We start from the raw sequence: 25,221 nt of genomic DNA, 5'->3' as shown, positions 1-25,221 counted from the left end.
TATCGGTGTTCCAAGACCAAAACAATCTACTTATGCGTGACAAAATCGCCAAATCGACTCTATGCTAACCATGATTGATTGACCATCTGCGTATAATCCTTGATAGGAGTCAATGAGAAAGGCGATATGAAATTACCACAAACTCTGGGCGCGCTGCAGGCGAGCAAATACGTTGCGCGCAGTACCAAGGACGAGATGCGGGCAAACCTGCTGGAGCAGATTCGCGCCGGACGTCGGCGCTGGCCCGGCATCATCGGCTACGATCGCTCGGTCATTCCGCAACTGGAGAATGCGATCTTGTCGCGTCACGACGTTTTGCTTCTGGGCCTGCGCGGTCAGGCCAAGACGCGCATTCTGCGACAATTGACCAACTTCCTTGATGAACGGGTTCCGGTGATCAAAGGGAGTCCGCTCAACGAGGATCCCTACAATCCCATCACCGCCGCCTCCAAGCGTCTGGTCGCTGAAGCCGGCAACGATCTGGAAATCGGCTGGCTCACGCGGGAGGAACGCTACCACGAGAAACTGGCGACACCCGACGTTTCGGTCGCCGACCTGATCGGCGATCTTGACCCGATCAAGGCGGTCAAAGAGCGGCTCGATCTGTCTGACGAGAACGTTATTCACTGGGGTATTATTCCCCGCACCAATCGCGGTATTTTTGCCATCAATGAGCTTCCCGACCTGCAGCCACGAATTCAGGTAGCGCTGCTGAATATCCTGGAAGAAAACGATTTTCAGATTCGCGGCTTCCCGATCCGCCTGCCGCTCGACATGATGCTGGCGTTCACCGCAAATCCGGAAGACTATACCAATCGCGGCAATATCATCACTCCGCTCAAGGACCGGATCGCGTCCCAGATCAACACGCACTATCCGCAGGACATGGCTGCCGCGAAGGCGATCACGCTGCAGGAAGCCTGGCACAAACGCGATCACCAGGTCGAAGTGCCTGATCTGATTCATGACATCATCGAAGAGATCGCTTTCGAGGCACGCAAGAGCGAGCACGTGGATCAGACCTCGGGAGTCTCGGCGCGCCTGACGATCTCGGCCTATGAGAATCTGATCTCAAACGTTGAACGCCGCGCGGCAATCAACCAGGACGACGATTTCTTCCCGCGTATCTGCGACCTGTATGCCGCGGTCGCGTCGATCGTCGGCAAGGTGGAGCTGGTGTACGAGGGTGAACTCGAGGGCCCGAACATGGTGGCGATGAGCCTGATCGGCGAAGCGACTAAGAATGTCTTCCGTCAGCGGTTTCCGGAACCACGGCCGGCCAAGCCGAACGTCGACAGCCGCCCGCAGGAGAATGTGTACGAGGCCGTGACCGATTTCTTTTCCGCCGGCAAGCGTCTGGAGATCTCCGACGAACAGACCTACAAAACTTACCGCGAGGCCCTGATGCAGATCGTCGGCCTCAAGGAGATCGCCAAACGTTACTACAAGACCAACGATGAACGCGGCGTCCTGCTGGCGATGGAGTTCATCCTGGAAGGGCTGCACCGCCACAACTTGATCGCGAAGGAGTCCCCCGATAATCGCTTCGTTTACGTCGATATGCTCGAAAACATGCTGAGGGACTAACCGTGCGCTTCTTCTATTCGCGCTGGGACGACGCGCTGCTGCAGCAGCTGCGGCAAATGCGCGACCTGATGTCGATCTTCAACCACATCCTGCTGCAGGTCAACGGCAACGTCAAGATGGCAATGCAGATCATGGAGCAGTTGAAGCGTATGGGTTACCTGCCGGAAGGCGCGAATCTGGACGAGTTTCGCCAACAGCTTGAGGACCAGAACATCATCTCGGTCGATCCGGCCGGCATGAAACTCACCCGTAAAGGCGAGCGTTCGCTGCGCCAGGATGCGTTCCAGCGGATTTTTGAGCACCTGAAGTCCTCGCGCGGCGGCAATCATCTTTTCGCCAAGGAGGGCGGTAACACCGAAGAGGTCCTGCCCGAGCGCCGCCGATTCAACTTCGGCGACAACCTGCGCAATATCGACTTCCAGAATTCCCTGCTGAACAGCATCACTCGCACAGCGTCACTAAACTTCAATATGGAGGAAGATGATCTGGAGGTGTTCGAGACCGAGCAGGCGACCAACTGCTCGACGGTGCTGTTGATCGACATTTCGCACTCGATGATTCTCTACGGCGAGGATCGGATCACACCGGCCAAGCAGGTGGCAATGGCCTTTACCGAAATGATCCTGACGCGCTTCCCGAAGGACACGCTGGATATCGTGCTCTTTGGCGATTTCGCCCAGCGCGTCCAGATCAAAGACCTGCCCTATATTGGCGTCGGCCCCTATCACACGAACACCAAGGCCGGGCTCTTGATGGCGCGGCAGATTCTCCTGCGCCGCAAGAGCGCCAATAAGCAAATCTTCATGATTACCGACGGCAAGCCTTCGATGATCACGCGGACCGACGGTTCAATCTACAAGAACCCGTTCGGGCTTGATCCGGTAGTCGTGAATCGCACGCTCGATGAAGCGATTGTCTGCCGTAAGAAAGGCATCGCAATCACCACGTTTATGATCACCGATGACCCCTACCTGCAGCAGTTCGTCCGCAAGCTGACGGAGCTGAATCGCGGCCGCGCCTACTTCGCCTCCGCCGATAATCTCGGCGATTACATCTTTTGGGATTTTCTCAAACACCGCCGCCGGTCGGCATAACGCGATCTAAGGAGTCACGAAGATTTTGCCGGCACCCGGCTCGACGATCGTACCGATGACGGCGGCAGCGTCGACGCCGGCGGCCTGCAGTTCATTGACCAACCGGCCAGCCTGCGTTGGCTCCACCGCGATCAATAGGCCACCCGAGGTCTGAGCGTCAGCGAGCACGATCCTGGTGATGTTCGCGATGCCCGCCCCCCAGTCCACATAAGGTTGGACATAATCGAGATTGTTCTCGGTTCCGCCCGGAATTGTCCCGGCCACCGCGTACTCGACGGCCTCCTTGAGAATCGGCACCGCGGACGCCACAAGTCTCGCATTGACCTTGCTCCCCACCGTCATTTCTTTCAGATGCCCCAGAAGACCGAATCCGGTGACGTCGGTAACCGCGGAGACATTGAATGCAACAAGCACTTTCGCCGCGGCTCGATTGAGCGTACTCATCAGGTCGATAACGCGCCGGGTGATATCGGCTCCAGCCAACTGCCGTTTGATGGCCGTCGCGATGATGCCCGTTCCAATCGGTTTCGTCAGGATCAGCTTGTCACCGACGCGCGCGCGATTATTCGTCAGAATCCGCTCCGGGTGAACGACGCCGGTGACGGCCAATCCGTACTTGGGCTCGGTATCGTCAACGGTATGGCCGCCAATGATGCTGATGCCGGCCTCAGCCGCCTTGTCGGCAGCGCCACGCAGGATTTGCTGCAGCACCGACATCGGCAAACGATTTGAGGGAAATCCAACCACGCTGAGCGCAAACAGCGGCTCGCCGCCCATCGCGTAGATATCGGAAAGGGAGTTCGCCGCGGCGATGGCGCCGAAGTGATAGGGGTCATCGACGATCGGGGTGAAGAAATCAACGGTCTGCACGACCGCCAGGTCATCGCGCAACTGAAAGACCGCCGCATCATCGGACGACTCGGCGCCAACCAGCACGCGCGCATCGTGCGGGCGCGGCAGATCGGCGAGAATCCGCTCCAACGCCTGCGGCCGCAGTTTGCAGGCGCAGCCGAGACCATGCGTGAATTTCGTGAGCCGGATATCGCTGTCAACGCCGGACGTCACAATAGCTGCTGCCGGGCTTTGCGGCTGCAACCGGTCGATGGTAGCTACAATCGATTCGACCGCTTCGACGACTTCCGCCTCGCTGGTCATGTAGCCCACTGAGAAACGAATCGTCCCCATCGCATACTCCACCGGCACCTGCATCGCTTCCAGCACGTGCGACATCATCACCTTGTCGGAATGACATGCCGCACCCGGAGAGCAGGCGACCGTCTCCAATTCCGCAATGATTGTGTTGGCCTCGATGCCGGGGAACGAAACGGACAGCGTGTTCGGCAGTCGCCGTTCGCCATGCCCATTGACGCGAGCCTGGGGAATGCGCGCCAGCAGCGATTCCTGCAACAGATCGCGCAACCGCCGCATTTCCGGCGCGCGGTTGTCCATCTCGCGCGCCACCAGCGCGCAGGCGGCGCCCAAGCCGACGATTTCCAGCACGTTTTCGGTGCCGGCGCGCCGCCCCTGCTCATGACCGGCGCCGACAATCAGTTGTTGCAGATCAAGACCGCGGCGCACATAGAGCGCGCCAATGCCCTTGGGCGCATACAGCTTGTGCCCGGCGATGGTGATCATGTCAACACTCAAGTCGGGCACGGTCACCGGGATCTTTCCCACGGCCTGCGCCGCGTCGGTGTGCACGACGATCCCGCTATCGTGCGCCAGCGCCGCGATTTCGCGCAAGGGCTGAATCGTGCCCACTTCGTTGTTGGCCTGCATGATCGAGATCAGAATCGTCGTCGGCCGCAGATTGCGCCGCACATCCTCGACAGCCACCAGACCAGCAGCATCGACCGGCAGATACGTCACATCAAAACCCTGCGACTCCAGGTGACGGCACACCTCAAGCACGGCCGGATGTTCGATTTGCGAGGTGATGATGTGATTACCGCGTCCGCGATTCTTGAGGGCGTAACCGGCGATGGCATAGTTGTCCGACTCGCTACCGCCGGAGGTAAAGATGATTTCGTCCGGCTGGCAACGCAGCAGTGCTGCCACTTGCGCGCGAGCGGCTTCAACGGCCTTCCGCGTCTGGACACCGAACCAGTGCGCACTGGAGGGATTGCCGTAGTGATCGCGCAGGAACGGCTGCATGGCATCGGCCACCGCCGGATGGATCGGCGTGGTTGCGTTATAGTCGAGGTAAATGTGTCTCATAACCTCTGCAACAATGAATTCCTCTCCCGAGTTTCCTCGGCTTCTTGAACGGACCTTCGGCGTGAAGGCTAATTGATGCGCGCGGTTTTTTCAAGTCCGGAGATCAGGATTCTAAGCCGGCCGTCCGGCCGACAGGGAGCAATTGCCGCAAGTAAACACCTTTACCCATCTGTGTCTGATCGATAGTCTCCACGACGCGGGCTTCGAACGCAACGTCGCCGCCGGTCTTGTTTGCCAGTCGCTGCGCAATCACCGCTAGCCGCGCCGGATCGAAGTCGCTGCCAATGCGCAGGAGCACCTCTGCCCTGCCGACCTCACGCTGGACAAACTGAAACTGCCGAACGCCTTGGAATGTGGCGTCGTGCAGATTCAACGCCGTCATCGAGATTAAGGCGCCGGAGCGTCCGATCAATCCATCCTGCACTCGATGGCCCTGCACAGAACTGAGAAGCAGATGTCTGCGCCCGCAGGCCGGGCAGTGGTCTCCCGTGATCGACGCGTAATCGTCCAGGCGATAGCGGATGAAGGGCATCACTCGATTCAGGAATCCGGTTCCGACGATTTCGCCGGAGGTTCCAATCTGTGCAAACAACTCGCCGCGGCTGTCAAGGATTTCGGTGATCCCATACTCCGGCATGACATGATAGACACTCGAGTTTTCGCATTCGCCGGCCAGGACGACCTTCTCGGTCATGCCATACCAAGAGTAAACACGCGCCTTGAATGCTGCTTCAATCAACTCGCGCTGCCCGGGCAACAAGCCTTCCGATCCGCAGAGCACGGCCTTCAGCGGCGGCAGATCGTTGCCGGCGCGGCTCTGCAGGAATCGCGCGTAGACCGCCAACGCCGAGGGATAACCACGCAGGAATTGCGGCCGAAATTTGGCCAACGCCTGCGTGTAGGTAGCCAAATGCTCGTCCGACAAGTGATATGGCGAGAGGAGCAATTCGTTATACACCGGGTTCTCACGAACAGTCTCTCGGCTGCCGGATTGGAATTCAACACCGCGAAAGGTCGCGCGGCGATCCCCGGGTCGGTAGCCGGCACGCCGCCACAAGGCCATGATGAACGCCCATTCGCGTTCGACGGCGTCATGATTCTGATGAATTGTCAGCGGTCGGCCGGTGCTGCCGCCGGTATAGGTCACATGTGCCCGGGCACGAAGCGATTCTGGCAGGATGAAGTCGTCGAGTGCCGATTGCATCTGCTGCTTTGAGACCGGCTCGATTTCGCGCAAGGCGTCGAAGGGGTCGCGCCCCAACAATCGCTGATAACGCCGATAGTACGGCACGCGGCGGATCGCTAGCTCCAGGAGCTGATTGAGTTGCTCGCGCTGATACGCGCGAATCTGTCGATCATCCCAGCGATCGGCTGCGCTCAGAAGGCGCGCCGTTTCCCGATAGGCACGGCCCAAGCGATAGGCGAACGGAATGATTTTGACCGTCCGCTGCAATGGCAGAGCCAGGCGCTCATACAACTTCCGTCCACGCGCGATCATCGCCACTGACCCAATTCGGACGGCTCGATCACGCGCGGTGGCTGCCATTCGACATGACCGCGCCAGCCGAAGTGCGGACGGAAGTGCAGGGTTTCGGCAGCGTCGATCTCCGCCAGCCGCCGCGACCATGCCGCAACATTGCTCTGCAGGTTCACATCCTCCCAGTTACCTTCCGCAAGCGCGAATCGATCCAGCGTGAAAGCCTCTCTGATCATCGGCAGCCGGCCGGGATCAAGTCCCATCAGTCGCGCTGCGGCAGCGTCTGTTTCTGCCGGATTCGTCCCCATCACCAGAAGGCCGGCGGCGACCGCATCGACATCCACCGGGCCGTCCCCGTCGCCGGCAATCAGGCCGTCAATAATCGTCAGATAGCGCCGGCATCCATTCAGCGACGGCTCGCTCAGCCGACCGGCCTTATCCGTGTGTAGTAGGACCCGGTTAAGATCAAGGCACATCCGCCAGCAGGTATCGTTGCCGTGCCAGTTTCCCGAGCGGATCACCGCTTCACTACTCCCGAGGACGCCCGTGCCAACCCGTTTGAGATGGCGGTACAGCCGAGGACCCACGCCGGGAAACCTGAGGGCTAAACTGCGGATTCGACGCAGGCCGCGGCGTTCCAGTTCACTGCGCGCTGACAACCGCGGAAACTGGTCACCGCCTGTTTCCGGAGTACCCTCGGTGTAGTGCGGCAAGTAGTTCTTGTCGCCGTTGATTCCGACCAGGTTCTTCAGACTGAGCGTCACCCCGGTCTTCTTGTGCGTCTTCATTTTCGGCAGGTTGATGAACACATCGCAGGTGATCGCCGAACCGGCGATGACGTATTCATGCCGTCGGCCGCTGTGGTGCGCATTGATTACGGCCGTGTCATAGTCGGCACCATAGTACTTCCCCTCGCCGCGGTGGCCGCAAAACAGGCTGGCGGCGCCAAGGTCGACCGTGAAGTAGCCGAACGGGTCGCCCGCGAGGTTCCGCCGCGCCACGATCACGTCGTCGACGGCATCCCATTCAAATTTGCGCAGGTCGATCAGCCGGAAGGTCACGCCCTTACTCCGGTAGAATGCCGCCAGCTGATCCAGTTGAAGGACACGCACCACCGCCGCAAAGGACGAGTCGGTCTGCGGGGCGTCGGCGACAATGATCTCGCCCCGTCCATCCAGTGCCTTGACGACATAGTCAGCGACCGCGCGAATGATCGCGCCATGCGTCAGCATCCACTTCCAGCCGTCCGGCTGACGCGGGTGCGTTTCCTTGATCAGATTCGGTTTCAGCAAGACCCGGTCGCCCGGCCGCACCAGTTGGCGCAACGGATTCCAGTCCACACTCCCAAAATTGGACCGGTCCCAGCCACTCAGCGCCAGCAACGATCGGACTGCCGCGTAGGCACCGTTGGGAGCCGCTGCCAATTCGGCGAACGGCGCTTCCGGGTATAGCTCCTGCGGGTGAAACGGCGCCGCTTCCGGGTAAGTCGCGCCCCGATCGTGATAGGCAAAGACTTCCATTGCCGGGAAAGTACCCAGTTGAACGGATATTACAAGTCCCGCGATGAAACAGCCGGCGCCGGATGAGCCGTGTGCGCGAAAGTCGTCATGGTATTCGTCGACCCACAATATCAATAAATTATGACGTCGTCCGAAAATAGGGATATGGTCACCCGTTTGCCTGCATGTTTCCTGGCGTGCCTGTTCGCCGGCGCGCTGGGCGGCGCCGCGGTCGCCACGACGGTGACCGGCACGCTCCTACGCCGCGCGCCGGAAAAGGCGGCTTCCGCCATCGACCGCTACCCAAGTCGCGGCGGCTCCGCCAGATCGGGCGCAGTTGCGCCGGAGGCGCCCGCCGTCGTCTATCTCGTCGGCCAAGCGGCCGGACCGTTTACGCCGCCAAGCGAACGGCCGCAGATGCTGCAACGCGACCAGACGTTCCAACCGCCGGTGCTGCCGATCCTGGTCGGGACAACGGTCGACTTCCCGAATCTCGATCCCGTCTATCACAACGTTTTCTCCTACTCCAAAGCCAGGAAGTTCGACCTCGGTCGCTATCCCAAGGGCAAGTCCAAGTCGGTGACCTTTGACACGCCGGGTCTGATCAAGGTCTTCTGCGAAATCCACCCGAGCATGCGGGCCCATATCCTCGTGTTGGAACAACCGTATTTTGCCGTCACCGGACCCGACGGGCATTATCGCATTCCGAATGTGCCCCCCGGCGAATATGTGCTGAAGGTTTGGCAGGAGCAGCTCCCCGATATTGAAATGAAAGTCACGGTGCCGGCGCAAGAGTCGGTCGTAGTCGACGTGAGGTAAGCGATGCGCCTGTCGATTGGACGCAGATTCCAGTTGTTCGTCACCGGCACGATCGTCATCGGGGCCATCGTGGTGTTCTTCGTCGTCCGCGGCGTCATTAAGAGAGAGTATACGCACCATTTCTCGCAGGAAATCGAGACTGCCGACCTGGTCCTCGACAATTATTTCGAGACTCGTTTCGCCCTGCTGAAGACCGGCATCGACATTCTGCTGTCGGACCCGCGATTCCTGGCGGCTGTGGCCGAGGGAGATCCCACCACCGCCCAATACGAGGTAGCCGACTTTCGCCAGGTTGTTCAGGCTGACCTCTTCGTGATTGCCGACGAGACCGGCCGCGTCTTCGCGCGGGATCATGCACCGGGGCGGATTACGATTGACTCACTGCCGTTGATCGGCAGCCGTTATGAGCACGAGCAGAAGCGGATGTTCAGTTATCTCGACGGTTGCGTCTATCAAATTCTTACGGCCCCGGTGTTGCTGGGGGCGAGTCAACAAGCGGGCCGGCTACTGGTTGGTTATCGTATTGATGATGACCTGCTGCACCGCCTGAAGCAATTGACCGGCAGCGAGATTCTCGTGGTTTCGCAAAGTCGCATTGTCGCTTCAACCAACGTCGACGTCAGCAGCAGCGAACAGGTGGTCCGGTTGGCTGCCCAGTTGGATCAGGCGAAACCGCGGGCGGTCCATACGCGGGCGCTGGGGAGCGAAGACTATCTGCTGCTCGAACATCGTCTCGGTGCCGGCACTGACTTATCGGTGCTTCTGGTACGCTCGCTCGATGCTCAACTTCAACCGGCCATCGCCAATATCTCGCTCTATCTGATCGTGCTGACTCTGGCTGCTTCGGTTCTGGCCATCCTCATGATCTATCGTTATACCGCTGCCAAGCTGACGGCCGCGGTTGATCGTCTGGTCGATGCCGCCGGCAAGATTTCCGCCGGCCATCTCGAACATCCGATTACTCCCTTGAGCGACGACGAACTCGGCTACCTTGCGACCTGCTTTGACAACATGCGCCGGACGCTGCTCACCAACCGTGAGACGATTGCCCGTGTGCAGGAGGAACGGATTCAGGCCGAACGGTTGGCCACCATCGGCCAGCTCGCGGCCGGAATCATCCATGACTTCAAGAGTCCGATGACGGCGATTTCGCTGTCCGTCGAGGCGCTGACGCACGGCCTGGGCGGTGAAGCCAAGCGCGCCGACTACTGCCGCAACATCAAGAACCAGGTGCAGCGCATGGTTAACATGACTCAGGACTTGCTTGACTACGCGCACGGTAACAAGTCGCTGCAGTTGGAGGACGTGCCATTGGTTGAGACCCTGCGGCGACAAGTCGACCATCATCGTGAACGATACGATCGCCAGCGGATCGGCCTGCATTATGAAGCTCCCGCCGAATTCATCGCTGCCATCGATCAGCATAAGATTCGTCGTGTGGTCGACAATTTGCTGAACAACGCCTTTGAGGCGCTCTCTCCCGGCCATGCCGTGCTCGTTCGGATTCTCTGCAACCCTGAGCACGTCGAAATCCATGTTACGGATGACGGACCGGGCATTCCGCCACAAATCCTGGCGGATGTCTTCAAACCCTTCGTCACGCACGGCAAATCGACCGGCACCGGCCTGGGACTGGCCATCAGCCACAAGATCGTCGCCGATCACGGCGGCGAGTTAAGCGTCTCCTCAGCAGAGAGCCGCGGCGCTCACTTCATCATGCGCCTGCCCGCCAGTCTCATCCGTCATGGCAGCCCCGCGTCGAATCTCAACAGCGGCGTCACAGCATGATCGTCGGCATCAGAATCTTGCTGCTTGCCGCGATGGTAGTGGTCCCTTCCCTCGCGAGCGCGCAATTCGAAGTCAGCGGTCTGCTTGACATCGTCGCGCGCAATCGATCTGCGACCGATGTTTCGAACTTGACATTCAAGAAATTCTCCAACTATGACTTCATCCGCGCGCGCATCTTCTTCGATGCCGCCGCCTCCGAGAATGCCAGCGTCTTCACGCAGATTCTAATCGACAATGATCGCTTTCATTTGTATGGCGCGTACGTGCGCCTGAGTCGAATCGGCGGCAAGAGTCTCAACCTGCACGCCGGGCTGATTCCGAATACCGTCGGCTACTGGGGACCTCGGACGTATTCGGACAAGAATCCGCTGATCAGTGTGCCGTTGATGTACAATTACCACACCGCGCTTAACCCGGGTGCCGATCAGGTCAGTACCGCGCAACTGTTTTGGCAGCGTGGCCGCGGGTATGCTCGCTATGGCTGGCCTATTCTCTATGACGCCTGTTGGAATACCGGTGTGGAGCTCTATGGCGCGATCGGAAGCTTCGATTGGTCGGTCGCGGCGATCAGCGGAACGCTCTCGAGTCCGGCCATCCAGCCAGAGAAGGACATGCCGCAATTCACGGCGAAACTAACCTGCTACGCATCGTCGGCTCTCTCCATCATGCTCAACGGCTTCGCCGGCCCGTATTTGTCGTCGCTGGAGAGTCTTGAAGCGAATGGGGCTGAATACGAGGACGGGTATCACAGTGGCAAGAGTGCCGAGGACTACCTCAACTACGGCGGTGGCATCGGAACACTGTTCGACTACGGTTATCTCGAGGCGCTGGCCGAAGGGTTCTGGACGCGCTGGGAGCACCCCATTTTTGGCAATCTCGACGCGTACAGCGCCTATCTCAATCTGCGCTACAAATTCGCCCCGCAGTGGTATCTGGCCGGCCGCATTGAGACAATTCGCTTCTCCCAGCTCGACTTTGGAACCGGTCTGGGCGAACAAGACTGGGATTACCCATTGAATCGCATGGAGTTAGGAGTTGGCTATCGATTGGACCCGTCGGTTACACTCAAGGCTGTGACTCAGATCGTGCGCTGTCCCGACTTTGACACTTTGGATGATGAGACTGGCGCGATCCAGATGTCCGTCGCCATCCGCTGACCCATCCGCAACTTGCCTTTTGGGCGAATCTCCATTATATAGACTGTCTTAGTTCGGTGCGAAACGGCACAGCAACAGCGTGCAGCCGTTTCGTATCATAGAGGATTAGCGAGATGAGGTGTTTGCTATGAACGATAAAGATTGGACGCTCAAAGTCGGCCTGGCGGAGATGCTCAAGGGCGGCGTGATCATGGACGTTACCAACGCCGAACAGGCAAAGATCGCCGAAGATGCCGGTGCAGTGGCGGTCATGGCGCTTGAGCGCGTACCGGCGGATATTCGCAAAGCCGGTGGTGTGGCGCGGATGTCGCCGGTAGAGAAAATCGAAGAGATCAAGGCCATGGTTCAGATCCCGGTAATGGCCAAGTGCCGGATCGGTCACTTCGCGGAAGCCGAACTACTGCAGGAGCTCAAAGTCGACTACATCGATGAGTCGGAGGTCCTAACCCCGGCCGATGAAGAGAATCATATTGAGAAGCACCAGTTCAAGATTCCGTTCGTTTGCGGCTGCCGCAATCTGGGCGAAGCTTTGCGTCGCATCAACGAAGGCGCGGCGATGATCCGCACCAAGGGTGAGGCCGGGTCCGGGAACATCGTTGAGGCCGTTCGACATTTGCGGCAAATCTACGGTGAAATCCACGCCTTGAAAAAGCTCGACAAAGAGCGTCTCAAGAAGACTGCTAAAGAATACCGCGTACCCGTGGATCTCGTTAAGAAGACTGCCGACCGCCAGGACCTGATCGTCCCGAATTTCGCCGCCGGTGGCATTGCGACACCCGCCGACGCCGTCCTTTGCATGAAACTTGGCGCCCAGGCAGTGTTCGTCGGCTCCGGTATCTTCAAGTCATCCAATCCGGCGCGCCTGGCCAAGGCCATCGTAACTGCGACAACGCACTACGACGACCCGGCCATTGTGCTCGAAGCGTCACGGATGCTTGGTGATCCCATGGTGGGCTTGGAGATCAGCAAGCTTCCGAAGGAAGAGCTGCTGCAGTACCGTTAGTAACTATGCCTGCGGTTGGAATTCTCGCCTTCCAGGGGGACTTCGCGAAGCACCGCGAAGCCTTCGAGAAGCTGAAATGTGGGGTGCGGCTGGTGAAATCCGCCACCCAGTTGTCCATGTGCGACTACCTCGTGATTCCCGGTGGCGAGTCATCAGTTATCGACCGCTTCATAAAATCCACTGGGTTAGACAAACCGATCTGCGAATTTGCCGAACGAAAACCGGTCTGGGGCACTTGTGCCGGCATGATCTTGCTGGCCGGTACGGTCACCAACGACCCGACGATTTCGCCGCTGGGTCTACTTGATATCGCGGTCGAACGCAATGGCTACGGCCGCCAGTTTGAGTCGTTCATCGAAATCGGAGAACTGAGCGTCAACGGCACACCCGAGCCACTGGAGATGGTGTTCATTCGGGCGCCCAAGATCTCGGCAATTGGAACCGGGGTTGACGTGCTCGGAAAGTGCCGCGGCGAGAGCGTAATAGTCCGGCGCCAGAATGTGATAGCAACGGCATTCCACCCCGAATTGACCAACACGCTCCGCTTTCAAGAGTACTTCCTCTCAATGAGTTCGTAGCTCAGCACCGCAGCAGCGACAATGCGGGCGGGTTCCGGCGGCAATTCTCAAATATTTGTTGGATACGACCGGGTGGAACTGTTGTTTAACTGTGGAAACCATCTGAGGAGGAGACAATGCATCGCGTAGTAGGAATTATCATTTTGGCACTGCTGCCGCTGACACAGTTGTTCGCCGGCAAGATTTTCGGCGACATCAAGATGGGGGACAAGCCGATCGCTGAGGGCAGCAAGCTGACGATTACTGCGCCGATCAAGCCGGCGGAAGCCGGCAAAGCTGCGGTCACGCCGGCGGTCGTGGATTCAGGGGTTACCGACAAATTCGGTGCGTATCGCCTGAACGTCAAGGAAGAGGGCAAGTGCATTCTGACTGTGCACATTGAGAAGCAGACGGCAACTCTGGAGGTCTTCTCCTACGCTAACGCCACGAGATATGATCTGGTGCTTGAGAAAGACAAAGACGGCAAGTACCTCCTCAAACGGAAGTAGACGATGGAGCATCAACGCGACTTCTGGGACAAATTGGCGGTCATACTCCAGCCGTTAGGCGGACTCCTGACGGCTGTGGCGATCGCCATGCTGGGTTTCTTCACCTCCCAATACCTGGAACGCCAGCAGTCGATTGATGCCAACACCCGGCTTTATTCAGAGCTGATGAGCAATCGCGAGCAGTCTGAGAGCGCGCTGCGCAAGGACATGTTCGTTTCGATCATCGGCACGTTTCTGCGGCCGCAGGAATCAACCGTCGGTGCAGCGGTACTAAACCTTGAATTGCTTGCCTACAACTTCCATGAGTCGCTGAATCTTAAACCGCTCTTTACGGACTTGCGCCAGAGCTTGAGCGAGCGACTCAAGCACGAGAATCGTCCCGATACGATCGCGCGTTATCAGGCCTACCAGCAGCGGCTGGAGCGCGTGGCCCGCGAGATCACCAAGAAGCAAATGATCGTGCTTGAAGGCGTCGGCGTGAAAAAAGACTGGGGTTTTGAGCTGGGGCCGGACTTCGAGGACGCGACACTGGAAACGGCGGAGCTGTCGCTCGACAGCGCCACGACGGCCCTGACGGTCGACGTCGTTGGAGTGGATTTTGAGGCCAAAGAACTGCGCCTCGACGTCACCGTGCGCAGCTATAACGGGTCCGGCGATCCGATTTCCAAGAACGTCGCCTTTAGCGTCGGCTTCTATGATTTTCCGATGATCGACAATACCCGCCTGCCGAACGGCCAGCGCTTCGCCGTCATCATGAACAATTTCTCGGAGATGTCAGCGGAGATTACCGTGGTGCTCTTCCCCGGCGCCTATGCCAGTCTCAAGGAGAAGCCGTACTACGATGAAGTGATCGACAACATCCGCAAGACTTCGCAGGAATTCACCAACTGACAGCGCACCTCACACCGATACAATGACCCGCATCAGTCCGGCGTACGGCAGCCTTTCCTGTTCACCGGAAGCCAAGTTCTTGATCGTATATTGCTGTGTCGCCAGGTCATCCGAAAAGACCAGAATCGCGAATCGCGCCCGCTGGCGCGCGGCTTCCTTCATCTGCGCTTTCTGCGAGCGGCCCAAAAAATCGAGGTCAACAGAAATCCCGGCCTCGCGCAGCCTGCCGGCCAAAGTCAGCGCTTCGCGCCGTTCGTCCTCGTTGACAGCCACGATGAACAAGTCCAGCAGACTGGCCTCCAGTCCCTTGAATCCGGTGGCTTCCATCGCCAGCAGCGTCCTTTCCATACCGGCCGCGAACCCCACAGCCGGTGTCGGATCGCCGCCCAATTCGGCAACCAGCAGATCGTAGCGACCGCCGCCGGAGAGCGCGTCCTGTGCACCCAGCAGCGATGAGCGCACTTCAAAAGCGGTGCGCGTGTAGTAGTCGAGACCGCGCACCAGGCGGGGGTCGACGACAAACGGCACGCCCAGCTTCTCCAGCGCTGCCATGACGATCTCGAAGTCGCGGTTGACGGCATCGTCGTAGAATTTCGACAGCAGCGGGGCATCCAGCATGATTTCGCGCGTCGACTTTTCTTTGCTATCGAACAAGCGCAACGGATTGCGGGTGATCTTCTCGCGATCGACGGCAGATAAATCGGCAGCACGCGGCTCGATGTATTTGAGCAACTCCACCCGATGCCGAGCCCGAATTTCCGGCGTCGCCACAGAATTGATTGCCACTTCATACTTCTCGATGCCGCACTCCTGCAGGATCTGCACGCTGATAGCGATGATCTCCGCATCGATACGCGGATCGGCCGCGCCAATCGCCTCGGCGCCAAACTGATGAAACTGCCGTTGGCGACCCTTCTGCGGTTTCTCCTGCCGAAACATCGGCCCGATGTAGAAGACTTTGGTCAGCGGCGCCTGTTTGCCCAGGGATTCCTCGATGTAGGCGCGCACGACCGAAGCGGTCGCTTCCGGCCGCAGCGTCAGGCTGCGCCCACCCATGTCCGTGAATGTGAACATCTCTTTCGAGACGAGATCCGTGCCTTCGCCAATTCCGCGGGCAAACAACTCGGTCATTTCAAACAGCGGGGGGCGGACTTCGGAGTAGTTGAATCGCCGCATCACTTCGCGGACGACCTTTTCAAGGTGAATCCATTTGGGGGACTCATCAGGGAGGATATCGAAAGTGCCCTTGATTCGTTGATACTTCATACTCATCTCCACTCTTCTTCCGGCGCAGCCGGTTGTGCCCGGTGCTCCGCGTCAACATCATTATGGCGACGGCGGGCGCGGAAAGCAACAACGCAAATACCGGCCAAACAATAGCCGGTGGCATCGGCCAGCCAATCGCCAAGGGAGGAATCGCGATTCGGCACAAACGACTGCACAGTTTCGTCCAAACCGGCGTAAGCCAGTCCGAACGCGAACAACAGAAGGTAGAGCCAAATCCGCTTCCGGGAGGCCTCAATGCCGGGAAATGCCCGAAACACCAGACAACCGAAGATGAAGTATTCCAGACAGTGATAAAACTTGTCGATATTGGGAATCTCAAACGACGGCGGCTGGGCATTGGGCATTGAAGACAGCGTGATGATCGCGAGAGCATAGAGGATGGGTAAAATCCGGCGTAGGAGCAGTTGTCTGGTCATCGCGCTATATATAGTTTGCGTGAGGCATTTCGGCAAACGGAACAGCCGCCAAAGTGTATATTGAGGGATCGATCGCCACAAGCTCTCCCAGCTTGACTTTAATGCGGGTGGCCATCATATTCCCCGCAACCCGAAGACGGGAGTAGGAAATGCGTGCATTAATTACCGGAGTGACCGGCCAAGACGGCTCGTACCTCGCCGAGTTGCTGCTCGAAAAGGGCTACGATGTTTTCGGCATGGTGCGCCGATCCTCCACCGAGAATTTCGAGCGGATCAATCACATCAAGGGTCGCATTCATCTGGTGCAGGCCGACCTGTTCGACCAGATGTCAATGCTAGGACTGATCGAAGAGCTGCGCCCGGCCGAGGTCTACAATCTGGCCGCGCAATCGTTCGTGCCGACATCATGGTCGCAGCCGGTCCTCACCGGCGAGTTTGACGCGCTCGGCGTGACCAAACTGCTGGAAGCGATCCGCAAGGTTGACCGCAAAATCAAATTCTATCAGGCGTCGTCATCGGAGATGTTCGGCAAGGTGCAGGAGGTTCCCCAGACTGAAAAGACGCCGTTCTACCCGCGTTCGCCGTATGGTGTCGCCAAGGTGTATGGTCATTTCATCACGGTCAACTACCGGGAATCGTATGGCATACATGCCTCGTCCGGCATCCTCTTTAACCACGAATCACCGCGGCGCGGACTGGAATTTGTGACCCGCAAAATCTCTTACGGCGCAGCCGCAATCAAGCTGGGGTTGACCGACGTGCTATACCTGGGCAACCTTGACGCCAAGCGCGACTGGGGATATGCCGGCGACTACGTTGACGCCATGTGGCGGATGTTGCAGTTGCCGGAACCGGACAATTTCGTCATCTCCTCCAATGAGAATCATTCGGTGCGCGAGTTCTGCGAGATCGCGTTCGGCCATGTCGATCTGGATTATAAGCAGTATGTCAAGGTTGACCAGCGCTTCGTCCGGCCGGCAGAGGTCGATATTCTGCTGGGTGACTCGACCCACGCCCGTACGAAACTTGGATGGCAACCCAAGGTTTCTTTCCGCCAACTTGTGGAGATGATGGTCGATGCCGATCTGGCACTGTTGAACAAAAGACAGAGGGTATGAGGGCATTCATTACCGGAGTGACCGGGTTTGCCGGTTCCCACCTCGCCGAGAATCTGCTCGCCCACGGCATCGAGGTTGCCGGAACAACCTTGCGCGGGGAGTCCCGCCACAACATCCGTGCCGTTGCCGACCAAGTCAAAATTGTACAGGCCAGTCTTGAGGACACGGCCATTCTTAAGAAATTCCTCGCCGATTATCGCCCCGATTGGGTGTTCCACCTCGCGGCCCTGGCGGCCGTGGGCCCATCATTCTCGCGCCCAATAGAAACTCTTGAAGTCAACCTGATGGGTACAGCACGCCTCTATGAGACTCTTCGGGGATGTAAGTCGACAAAAAAAATCGTGTTTGTGTCTTCGGCTGATATTTATGGTCCCGTGCCGCCGGAGAAGATGCCGATTAAGCCCGACTATCCGTTGCGGCCGGTGTCGCCGTATGGCGCTTCCAAGGCGGCCGCCGACATCTTATCGTATCAGTACTATCGCGCCTATGGTCTGCCGGTCGTGAGGGTTCGTGCTTTCAACCATACCGGCCCGCGGCAGGCGACCGGGTACGTGATCCCTGATTTTTGCTCGCAGATTGCCAAGATTGAGCGCGGACGGAAGCGGGGCGTGATCAAGGTAGGCGACCTATCGGCCAAACGCGATCTGGCGGACGTTCGCGACATTGTCGAGGGCTACCGCCTGGCGGCCAAACGCGGCGTGGTCGGCGAGGCGTATATTCTCGCCAGCGGCAAAGCCGACCGGATCCGCAACTATCTGGAGCTATTGACGAAGATGGCAAATGCCGAAATAACAGTCAGGGTCGACCAGGCATTAATCCGGCCGGTCGAAGTGCCGCTGTTGGTCGGCAACATTACCAAAGCAAGGAAGGAACTTGGCTTTCGGCCGAGATATCGGATCGAGCAGACGCTGCTCGATACTCTGGAATACTGGAGGATGAATTGAAAAATCAATTGGCGCAGAAACTGAAAGACAGATCGGCCGTCGTCGGCGTGATTGGCCTGGGTTATGTCGGCCTGCCGCTCGCGATCGAGTACATTCATGCCGGCTATCGCGTGGTCGGCTTTGAAATCTCGCAAGCCAAGATCAAGCTGATCAACGCCGGAGGTTCGGATATCGGTGACGTGCCGGCGCGCGAAGTGAAGAAAGCCGTCAATGCCAAGAAACTGCGGGCCACCGGCGACTTCTCGCAGATGCGCTATTGTGATGTCTGCACGATCTGCGTGCCGACGCCGCTGTCGAAAACCAAGGATCCGGATGTCTCCTACATCCTCACTGCGGTTGCCCAGGTAAAGAAGTTCCTCCATCCCGGAATGTTGGTGGTGCTGGAATCAACTACCTACCCGGGCACGACGGAAGAACTGATTCTGCCCCAACTGGAAGAAACCGGCCTGAAAGTCGGCAAGGATTTCTATCTCGCTTTCAGCCCGGAACGGGTTGACCCCGGCAACGCCATTTATCAGACCAAGAACACGCCGCGGGTGGTAGGCGGGCACACACCGAAGTGCCAGCAGATGGCAAAGATCTTTTACGAAGCGGCGATCAACCGCGTTCATATCGTCAGCTCGACGCAAGCGGCGGAGATGGTGAAACTGCTGGAAAACACCTTCCGATCGGTGAATATCGGACTGGTGAACGAGGTGGCGCTGATGTGCGATCGCCTGAAACTGAACGTCTGGGAGATTATTGAAGCGGCCACGACCAAACCGTTTGGGTTCATGCCCTTCTACCCGGGGCCGGGATTGGGCGGCCACTGCATCCCGATCGACCCGCATTACCTGTCGTGGAAACTGAAGAGTCTGAATTACTATTCTCGCTTCATCGAGCTGGCGGGCGACGTCAATTCGCACATGCCGGAGTACGTGCTGGAACGAGTTACTCGCAATCTCAACCGCCGGAAGCGTTCGCTCAACGGATCGCGAGTGGTCGTGCTGGGCGTGGCGTACAAGCGTGACATTGCGGATGTTCGCGAATCACCGGCATTGGACTGCCTGAACCTGTTACAGAAGGCCGGCGCCAAGGTCTTCTACAACGACCCGTACGTCCCGCGGATCCGCTTTGACGAACACCACCGACTTGATTTGAAATCCACCAAACTGACGGCGGCGCTGCTCAAGAGCGCTGATCTGACGATTATCATCACCGACCATTCGGATTACGACTACCAGTGGATCGTCGATAACTCGCAGGCAGTGTTCGATACGCGTAATGCCACCAAGAAGGTCCGGCGCAATCGCCGCAAAATCGAGCGGTTGTAGCGCAGACTCGCAAGTCCGATCGCATTGAATGAGGCCGGAGTCGATCGACTCCGGCCTCTTTGTCTCTGCGTCTACGGTGACAACAAAGGCGCAACTTGAAGGCGCTAGCTTCGTAAATAGCGACATACCATGAACTACTCGCAATTGACGATTGCACTTCTGCTCCTGCTCTGCAGTACCGCCGCATCTTTCGCACAGACGCCATTTGTGCCTAATGAGAAACCACGATTGGCGGTCGGACGTGCCGCCGGCGCGATCACAATCGACGGGGAGATCGACGACGCCGGCTGGATCGGCGCTGCCAAGGCCGAGAACTTCGCTGAGCACACGCCGGGTGACAAGGTGAAACCGCCGGTTGCGACCGAGGTATTGGTAACCTACGACGCCGAGAATTTCTATCTCGCCTTCATCTGCTACGACGACCCGACAACGGTGCGCGTGACGATGCGCGATCGCGACGAAATCTTCTCCGACGATTACATTGGTATCATCCTCGACACCTATGGCGATGCGGCCTGGGCGTACGAGATTTTCGTCAACCCCTACGGACTGCAAGGCGACCTTAAAATGCTGAGTGACGGCGAGGAGGAGATGACCTTCGACATCGTCTTTGAGTCACGGGGGAAGTTGACGACGCAGGGTTGGCAGGCGGAAGTCGCCATCCCGTTCAGCAGTCTCCGTTTTCCGCATCGGCCGGTGCAGGAGTGGCGGGCAACGTTCTGGCGCAATCGGTCGCGCTCCAGCCGCGAGCGCTCGACCTGGGCCGCGATTGACCGCGACGAGCCGTGCTTCCCGTGTCAGTTTGGCTACCTGACCGGCATCGAAGGTGCGGCGCCGGGGAGCCGTCTCGAGGCATTACCGTCACTGGTCGGCTACCAGTACTCCGTACCTGAAAACCTGGAGGATTTGCGTGCCGGACTTAAGCATGAGAATCCCGATGGAGAGGCCTCGCTGAATCTGCGCTATCTGTTGAGTTCCGATCTGACGGCCGACATCGCCATCAATCCCGACTTCAGCCAGGTCGAATCAGATGCCGCACAGATCGACGTAAACAACAACTTTGCGCTATTCTATCCCGAGAAACGACCGTTCTTTCAGGAAGGCTCGGATGTCTTCCGCACGTTCACGGACGTGGTCTATACCCGCTCGCTGAATGATCCTCTGATCGCCGCGAAGTTGACCGGTCGGGCGACGCCAAAGACGACAGTCGGCTACGTCGGCGCACGGGACGAAATCTCCCCGATCATCCTGCCCTTCGACGAACATACCGATATCGTTACGGCCGGCAAGAGCGTGTCGAACATTGGCCGCGTGCGCCAATCGATTGGCGAGGATTCCTATGTCGGCGCCATTATCACTGATCGCCGCCTCGATAACGGCGGATCAGGCTCGGTCGCCGGCGCGGATGTCAGTTTACGATTTCTCAAAAACTATCGGCTGGTCGGCCAACTGCTGGCGAGCCGTACGGTAGAGCCGGCTGATTCTGACTTGTACGGAGCCGGCGATAATGCGACTTTCAATCGCGGCCGCCACACGGCCGCGTTCGACGGCGAGAAATACTGGGGCAGCCTGATTTATGCCGGTCTGGAACGCGAGGCCCGCGTCTGGAACCTGGAATTGAGCTACCGTGGTGCCAGTTCGACTTTTCGCGCCGACAATGGTTTCGTTTTCCGGAACAACCAGCGCGAAGGCGACGTCTGGACCGGGCTGTTCTTCCGACCCAATCGCAAGGTTGTGAAGGAAGTCTCAACTTCGATCGCACTGGGGCGAATCTGGAATTACGCGGGCAAGCGCAAGGACGAGTGGGTATCGCCGGAGATGGTGCTGCTTTTCCCGGCTCAAACGACGCTCGAACTGGGATATCTCTTCAGTCGCGAGACCTATCAGGGTATCTTCTTCCCCGGCATTCGCGACTATCGCGTCGGCGTCAGCAGCCGGTTCATCGACGCGGTTACAGTCGAACTACAGGCGAAAAAAATCCGCTACATTGCCCGCCGCGTGGAGCCCCCGGTGCTCGGACGCGGCTGGGAGTATGAGGCAGTGGCATCCATCAAGTCATTCGAGCGCTTGGTTGTGCAGCCGGAGTACGGGTATTCAGAGCTAAGCTTCGCCGACGGTCGCAAGATTTACGCTGGTTATGTATTGCGAACCAAGCTGAACTACCAGTTTACTCGCGAGTGGTTTCTTCGCCTGATCGTCCAGTATGATAATTTTGACCGCGTCCTCAACATCGAACCTCTGATCAGCTATAAATTTAACCCCTTTACCATCTTCTATGCCGGCTCGGCCCACAACTATCAGAATTTGCCGAACTCTGAGGACTTGGCACTCTCAGGCCGGCAGTTCTTCTTCAAGTTTCAGTACCTGTTGCGCTTATAGCGTCCAGACTCACCCCACCCGTCGCTCGTGATGATTTGTCCAAGTACTTGACCAAATCATACCCAGCGGTTATATTGAGAAAGTCCTAACATATCGGGTGTCGGCCGTAAGGGCGGCATGAGCGGAAAAACGGCAGAGCAGTGTAGAACGTTGTGATTTCAGGTCTCCCGACAATTCTTGTCTCGTTTCTCCACGATCCTTTTGATCGACGCGCTTTCCATCTGGTGTTCCAGATCACCCATCGGGAGCTGATTTCGTATTTGCGCCAGCTTTCGCAGCGCGGTTATCGGTTGCCGATCGACTGTACCGACACGAAAAACGCGCTCGGGAATCTGGCGTATGATATTCTCGGAACGTTCTTCGCTTCGGAAGCTGATCGGCCGTTCCCGGTCATCTTCGGCTTCTTCGTCCGGCACGGAATCACCGATTTCCAGAATATCGCTCCGGTGCGCCTTGCCGAACTCTACATGTGGTTGCTGCGCGGTTACACGTTGAAGGAGATCGGCTATATCGCCGCTGATGGTGATCCGCAATTGGCGCGGCTTAAACGTCGATTCTATGAAGCGCTCGAGAACCAGTCGATGGCGCTTCTGCGCGAGGTCGAGCGGGAACGATACTGGTGCCTGCCTCCGGCAGCCCCGGCCAATCTGGCGCCGCTCACGGCGATGCCCTCCACGCAGTTGGCGCAGATCGTCGAGCTGGCATTTCTCAATTCGAACACCGTCGAATCCTGGAATCGCAATGTCCTGCAATTGGTTTCGGAGCAATCGAACTATCCGAGCGTCATTCGGGAAGTTGACTTGATCGCAGCGGTGACGGCGGTTCATGTGCGTTACATGGTTGAAGAAGCGCCGATGCCGTCGCCGGAAATGAGTCAGATGCAGTTTGTGGCCCGCGAGCAATTCGAGATAGAGTTGAAGGCGACGCTGCAATGGTTCCGTGACGATCTGCTCGCCGAGTGGGTGGATAAGCGGAAACTGACCGAACTCGAGGCAACCCGCTACGCGGAAGCCGCGGAATTGTACTTGCGCGATTCCACCAACGGTGGAATCATGCACCCGGCTTCCTATGGCAGCTATTTTCGGCAGGTCCATCCGGCCGAAATTGGCGCTTTGTACGTTGAAAAGTACAAGACGCTGTTCGAGAGCCTGATCAAGAAGGCAGAAGACCACTTTGCCGAACGAATTCGAAATAATTCCACAATTCGCAAGATTTGGAGCTATTGGTAATCTGAGGGATCCTGATTAGGTCATGCTTCATCCCACGCGGAATCAACTTGAGAAGTTCGCCAATGGCGCATCGCCGGACACTGCAATCGCCCGCCACGTAGAGGAATGCGAGTTTTGCCGCGAATTGGTCGAGCGCCTGCGAACGCGCACGTCGTCCAACAGTGACTTGGAGTCAACATCGGCGCTTCCGGCGCTGCACGGACAAGCCGAAGCCTGCTTCAGTGCGGCTCTTCGCGGCTGGCGGATCGCGCTCCAACTTCTGGCCCGCGAAGCCCGCCAGACTCCGGGGCTGCTGGCGGCCGATCCCCCGCCGGCGACCCAGTCGGAAACCGCCGCCGTCGCGACATTTTTCTCCGAGCGCCCGGAGGTCGTGCTGCGCCTGGTCCACGACGGTCGTGCCGGCACCGACCACCTGCAGGTGATTGCCGATGACGCCGCTATGTTCGATCATGTCCTCGTCTGCAATCCACCCCAACATCGGGAGTTCTTGACTGACGCCGTCGGCAGAGCCCAGGTCGATGGTCCGCCGCTGGTGAACCCGAGGGCCAGTGACTGGGAGCTTCGGTTACCTGAGGCCGTTCTCGAATTGTCTGAACTCGTCGCCGAGCTGCCGGCATCCGGAGGCTCAGGCGAGACTATCCTCAAGACTGAGCGCGGCGACGGCATCAAGGTGAAGATCGAAGAGCAGTCCGGCGCATGGGTATTGAGCGCCGAGTTGTTGACGCTGGACGGCAGCCGTCAGTTTGCGCCGGCGCGATTCTATCTGACGACCGGCAGCATGGTTCAAACTGAAGCCGCCGTCACCGGCCAGCCAGCCCGCTTTGCCCTTCCCTCATCCAAGGCCCCGACAACGCTGCGACTATTCCGCTGATTATGCCAATCTCGCCACTCGACTTTGCTCGAAGCTGGGAACAAACATGTAGCGCAGTTCAAGAATGTCCGGCTGCTGATCTGCGCCTGCTGACGTTGGCGCAGTTTTGGCCGCTCTTGCGCCAACGCGTATCCGATCCGGCTTATGCCAGCTACTTCGATGAATACGTCGAACTCTACCTCCGTGCCTATGCCGCGCTGCGAACGGCGGATTTCATTCCGGACGAACTGGAGTCCCTCACAGGAGTGGCCGACGAATGCACTCTCGTGCGTGGAGATGCGCGGCTTGTCGAACTGCGCCGGGCACTCCGTCATCGGCGCGCCACCTTGTTGTTCCAGCTTGGCGACCTTGAGACGGCGCTGAATCTCAGCCGAGAGTTGAGCGGATCGAAGTCCGGCTTTGTGCCCGATCCGGAAACCCTGAGCGGGCTTTACGCTCAGGATTCGCTGGCCGAATTGACCCGACAGGCTGAGGAGCACGACCCGGCACTGCACGCGTTGCTCAAGGAAATTCTCGACGAATGGCTGCTCGAACACGAGGCTGGTGCTGACAACGCCGTCAATTGCCTTTTCGTCGAGCGGACGACATCGCCAGCCACGCTTCGCGGCCGGATGCGAACCTTGCAATGCGAGATCGAGCTGGGCCGCGATCGCCGTAAAGCCGATGAGGTGACGTTCCAGATGCAGGTCATTGCCGTCGACGACTCCTTTGTCGGTGCTTTGCATCAATCGCTGACAGCCGTGCGCACCGCCCTGTTGCGACAAGGGGTTAGGATTGCGGATGGACGGCGGATCCGGGCGCATTATCGCGTCACCGACGCCGCCGAGAAATTCACCGGCGATTCGATCGGGCTAGGCGCGGCGCTGATTGCCTACACCCAGATCCTGAAGGCAGCGGCGTTGCGCCACGATCGGACGATTGCGTGTGATGCGGCCGTAACCGGTGTGATCGATGCCGCCGGGAATCTGGAACCGGCCAATCCGGCAACAATCGGCGTCAAGATCGAGCGTGCATTCTATTCGCGCGTCCGATACGTCATCGTGCCGGAGGCGAATCTCGCGGCGGC

At 58.4% G+C, this 25,221-nt stretch carries 21 protein-coding genes; 16 read left to right on the top strand and 5 right to left on the bottom strand.

Going from position 1 to position 25,221, the window contains the following annotated elements; translation table 11 throughout:
* Positions 1 to 126: 126 nt before the first annotated feature.
* Both IT585_02950 and IT585_02945 read left to right on the top strand, forming a co-directional pair.
* Positions 127 to 1,587 carry a magnesium chelatase gene (locus tag IT585_02950; protein MCC6962186.1) on the top strand — a complete coding sequence of 487 codons (1,461 nt, stop codon included), beginning with the start codon at positions 127 to 129 and terminating at the stop codon, positions 1,585 to 1,587.
* 2 nt (positions 1,588 to 1,589) lie between these two features.
* Positions 1,590 to 2,681 (top strand): hypothetical protein, encoded by a 1,092-nt coding sequence (locus tag IT585_02945; GenBank protein ID MCC6962185.1) that lies wholly within the window; start codon positions 1,590 to 1,592, stop codon positions 2,679 to 2,681.
* A gap of 6 nt (positions 2,682 to 2,687) precedes the next feature.
* Here the strand turns inward: IT585_02945 and selD are convergent, their stop codons facing one another.
* The 3 genes from selD to IT585_02930 all read right to left on the bottom strand — a co-directional run bounded on the left by selD (position 2,688) and on the right by IT585_02930 (position 8,009).
* Positions 2,688 to 4,898 carry a selenide, water dikinase SelD gene (gene selD, locus IT585_02940; GenBank protein MCC6962184.1) on the bottom strand — a complete coding sequence of 737 codons (2,211 nt, stop codon included), beginning with the start codon at positions 4,896 to 4,898 and terminating at the stop codon, positions 2,688 to 2,690.
* A gap of 103 nt (positions 4,899 to 5,001) precedes the next feature.
* Complete coding sequence (locus IT585_02935; protein ID MCC6962183.1) at positions 5,002 to 6,402, bottom strand: phenylacetate--CoA ligase family protein; 1,401 nt, start codon at positions 6,400 to 6,402, stop codon at positions 5,002 to 5,004.
* On the bottom strand, positions 6,393 to 8,009 hold the full coding sequence (locus tag IT585_02930) for a DUF362 domain-containing protein (GenBank protein MCC6962182.1): 1,617 nt from the start codon (positions 8,007 to 8,009) through the stop codon (positions 6,393 to 6,395). The genes IT585_02935 and IT585_02930 overlap by 10 nt, the downstream gene beginning before the upstream one ends.
* Positions 8,010 to 8,039: 30 nt before the next feature.
* Between IT585_02930 and IT585_02925 the strand changes: the two genes are divergently transcribed.
* From IT585_02925 to IT585_02895, 7 genes are all read left to right on the top strand, one after another.
* Entirely contained in the window at positions 8,040 to 8,693 is a 654-nt protein-coding gene (locus tag IT585_02925) for a hypothetical protein (GenBank protein ID MCC6962181.1), read from the top strand.
* 3 nt (positions 8,694 to 8,696) lie between these two features.
* Positions 8,697 to 10,481 carry a HAMP domain-containing protein gene (locus tag IT585_02920; GenBank protein MCC6962180.1) on the top strand — a complete coding sequence of 595 codons (1,785 nt, stop codon included), beginning with the start codon at positions 8,697 to 8,699 and terminating at the stop codon, positions 10,479 to 10,481.
* Entirely contained in the window at positions 10,478 to 11,638 is a 1,161-nt protein-coding gene (locus tag IT585_02915; GenBank protein ID MCC6962179.1) for a hypothetical protein, read from the top strand. The genes IT585_02920 and IT585_02915 overlap by 4 nt, the downstream gene beginning before the upstream one ends.
* A 127-nt stretch (positions 11,639 to 11,765) precedes the next feature.
* Positions 11,766 to 12,641 (top strand): pyridoxal 5'-phosphate synthase lyase subunit PdxS, encoded by an 876-nt coding sequence (pdxS, locus tag IT585_02910; protein ID MCC6962178.1) that lies wholly within the window; start codon positions 11,766 to 11,768, stop codon positions 12,639 to 12,641.
* A 5-nt stretch (positions 12,642 to 12,646) separates the two neighbouring features.
* The gene (gene pdxT / locus IT585_02905; GenBank protein MCC6962177.1) at positions 12,647 to 13,219 is read left to right on the top strand and encodes a pyridoxal 5'-phosphate synthase glutaminase subunit PdxT; all 573 of its coding nucleotides are present in this window, start codon (positions 12,647 to 12,649) and stop codon (positions 13,217 to 13,219) included.
* Positions 13,220 to 13,335: 116 nt separating this feature from the next.
* Positions 13,336 to 13,707 (top strand): hypothetical protein, encoded by a 372-nt coding sequence (locus IT585_02900; protein ID MCC6962176.1) that lies wholly within the window; start codon positions 13,336 to 13,338, stop codon positions 13,705 to 13,707.
* A gap of 3 nt (positions 13,708 to 13,710) precedes the next feature.
* Complete coding sequence (locus tag IT585_02895) at positions 13,711 to 14,598, top strand: hypothetical protein (protein ID MCC6962175.1); 888 nt, start codon at positions 13,711 to 13,713, stop codon at positions 14,596 to 14,598.
* Between the two features lie 9 nt (positions 14,599 to 14,607).
* Here the strand turns inward: IT585_02895 and IT585_02890 are convergent, their stop codons facing one another.
* Together IT585_02890 and IT585_02885 are read right to left on the bottom strand one after the other, a co-directional pair.
* On the bottom strand, positions 14,608 to 15,864 hold the full coding sequence (locus tag IT585_02890; protein MCC6962174.1) for a histidine--tRNA ligase: 1,257 nt from the start codon (positions 15,862 to 15,864) through the stop codon (positions 14,608 to 14,610).
* Between the two features lie 2 nt (positions 15,865 to 15,866).
* Positions 15,867 to 16,301 carry a VanZ family protein gene (locus IT585_02885; GenBank protein ID MCC6962173.1) on the bottom strand — a complete coding sequence of 145 codons (435 nt, stop codon included), beginning with the start codon at positions 16,299 to 16,301 and terminating at the stop codon, positions 15,867 to 15,869.
* A gap of 149 nt (positions 16,302 to 16,450) precedes the next feature.
* Here IT585_02885 and gmd point away from each other — a divergent pair, with 149 nt between their 5' ends.
* The 7 genes from gmd to IT585_02850 all read left to right on the top strand — a co-directional run.
* The gene (gene gmd / locus IT585_02880) at positions 16,451 to 17,419 is read left to right on the top strand and encodes a GDP-mannose 4,6-dehydratase (protein ID MCC6962172.1); all 969 of its coding nucleotides are present in this window, start codon (positions 16,451 to 16,453) and stop codon (positions 17,417 to 17,419) included.
* Complete coding sequence (locus IT585_02875; protein ID MCC6962171.1) at positions 17,416 to 18,363, top strand: GDP-mannose 4,6-dehydratase; 948 nt, start codon at positions 17,416 to 17,418, stop codon at positions 18,361 to 18,363. Before gmd ends, IT585_02875 begins: the two co-directional genes overlap by 4 nt.
* Complete coding sequence (locus tag IT585_02870) at positions 18,348 to 19,676, top strand: nucleotide sugar dehydrogenase (GenBank protein MCC6962170.1); 1,329 nt, start codon at positions 18,348 to 18,350, stop codon at positions 19,674 to 19,676. Before IT585_02875 ends, IT585_02870 begins: the two co-directional genes overlap by 16 nt.
* A 129-nt stretch (positions 19,677 to 19,805) precedes the next feature.
* Complete coding sequence (locus IT585_02865) at positions 19,806 to 22,055, top strand: carbohydrate binding family 9 domain-containing protein (GenBank protein ID MCC6962169.1); 2,250 nt, start codon at positions 19,806 to 19,808, stop codon at positions 22,053 to 22,055.
* Positions 22,056 to 22,207: 152 nt separating this feature from the next.
* On the top strand, positions 22,208 to 23,284 hold the full coding sequence (locus tag IT585_02860) for a hypothetical protein (protein MCC6962168.1): 1,077 nt from the start codon (positions 22,208 to 22,210) through the stop codon (positions 23,282 to 23,284).
* Between the two features lie 22 nt (positions 23,285 to 23,306).
* Complete coding sequence (locus IT585_02855) at positions 23,307 to 24,155, top strand: hypothetical protein (protein ID MCC6962167.1); 849 nt, start codon at positions 23,307 to 23,309, stop codon at positions 24,153 to 24,155.
* 116 nt (positions 24,156 to 24,271) lie between these two features.
* Positions 24,272 to 25,221, top strand: a 950-nt coding sequence (locus IT585_02850; GenBank protein ID MCC6962166.1) for a hypothetical protein, incomplete at its 3' end; no start/stop codon positions are given.

The sequence above is a fragment of the Candidatus Zixiibacteriota bacterium genome (assembly GCA_020853795.1).
GTDB lineage: Bacteria > Zixibacteria > MSB-5A5 > CAIYYT01 > CAIYYT01 > JADJGC01.
The sequence above is the reverse complement of the archived record's forward strand: the minus strand, read 5'-3'. Positions and strand labels throughout refer to the sequence as shown.

Excerpts from the sequence above, each read along its gene's own strand:
- IT585_02950 (MCC6962186.1), top strand. The coding sequence starts at position 127 with ATGAAATTACCACAAACTCTGGGCGCGCTGCAGGCGAGCAAATACGTT.
- selD (MCC6962184.1), bottom strand. The coding sequence starts at position 4,898 with ATGAGACACATTTACCTCGACTATAACGCAACCACGCCGATCCATCCG.
- IT585_02925 (MCC6962181.1), top strand. The coding sequence starts at position 8,040 with ATGGTCACCCGTTTGCCTGCATGTTTCCTGGCGTGCCTGTTCGCCGGC.
- IT585_02920 (MCC6962180.1), top strand. The coding sequence starts at position 8,697 with ATGCGCCTGTCGATTGGACGCAGATTCCAGTTGTTCGTCACCGGCACG.
- IT585_02915 (MCC6962179.1), top strand. The coding sequence starts at position 10,478 with ATGATCGTCGGCATCAGAATCTTGCTGCTTGCCGCGATGGTAGTGGTC.
- pdxS (MCC6962178.1), top strand. The coding sequence starts at position 11,766 with ATGAACGATAAAGATTGGACGCTCAAAGTCGGCCTGGCGGAGATGCTC.
- pdxT (MCC6962177.1), top strand. The coding sequence starts at position 12,647 with ATGCCTGCGGTTGGAATTCTCGCCTTCCAGGGGGACTTCGCGAAGCAC.
- IT585_02900 (MCC6962176.1), top strand. The coding sequence starts at position 13,336 with ATGCATCGCGTAGTAGGAATTATCATTTTGGCACTGCTGCCGCTGACA.
- IT585_02895 (MCC6962175.1), top strand. The coding sequence starts at position 13,711 with ATGGAGCATCAACGCGACTTCTGGGACAAATTGGCGGTCATACTCCAG.
- IT585_02890 (MCC6962174.1), bottom strand. The coding sequence starts at position 15,864 with ATGAAGTATCAACGAATCAAGGGCACTTTCGATATCCTCCCTGATGAG.
- IT585_02885 (MCC6962173.1), bottom strand. The coding sequence starts at position 16,301 with ATGACCAGACAACTGCTCCTACGCCGGATTTTACCCATCCTCTATGCT.
- gmd (MCC6962172.1), top strand. The coding sequence starts at position 16,451 with ATGCGTGCATTAATTACCGGAGTGACCGGCCAAGACGGCTCGTACCTC.
- IT585_02875 (MCC6962171.1), top strand. The coding sequence starts at position 17,416 with ATGAGGGCATTCATTACCGGAGTGACCGGGTTTGCCGGTTCCCACCTC.
- IT585_02865 (MCC6962169.1), top strand. The coding sequence starts at position 19,806 with ATGAACTACTCGCAATTGACGATTGCACTTCTGCTCCTGCTCTGCAGT.
- IT585_02855 (MCC6962167.1), top strand. The coding sequence starts at position 23,307 with ATGCTTCATCCCACGCGGAATCAACTTGAGAAGTTCGCCAATGGCGCA.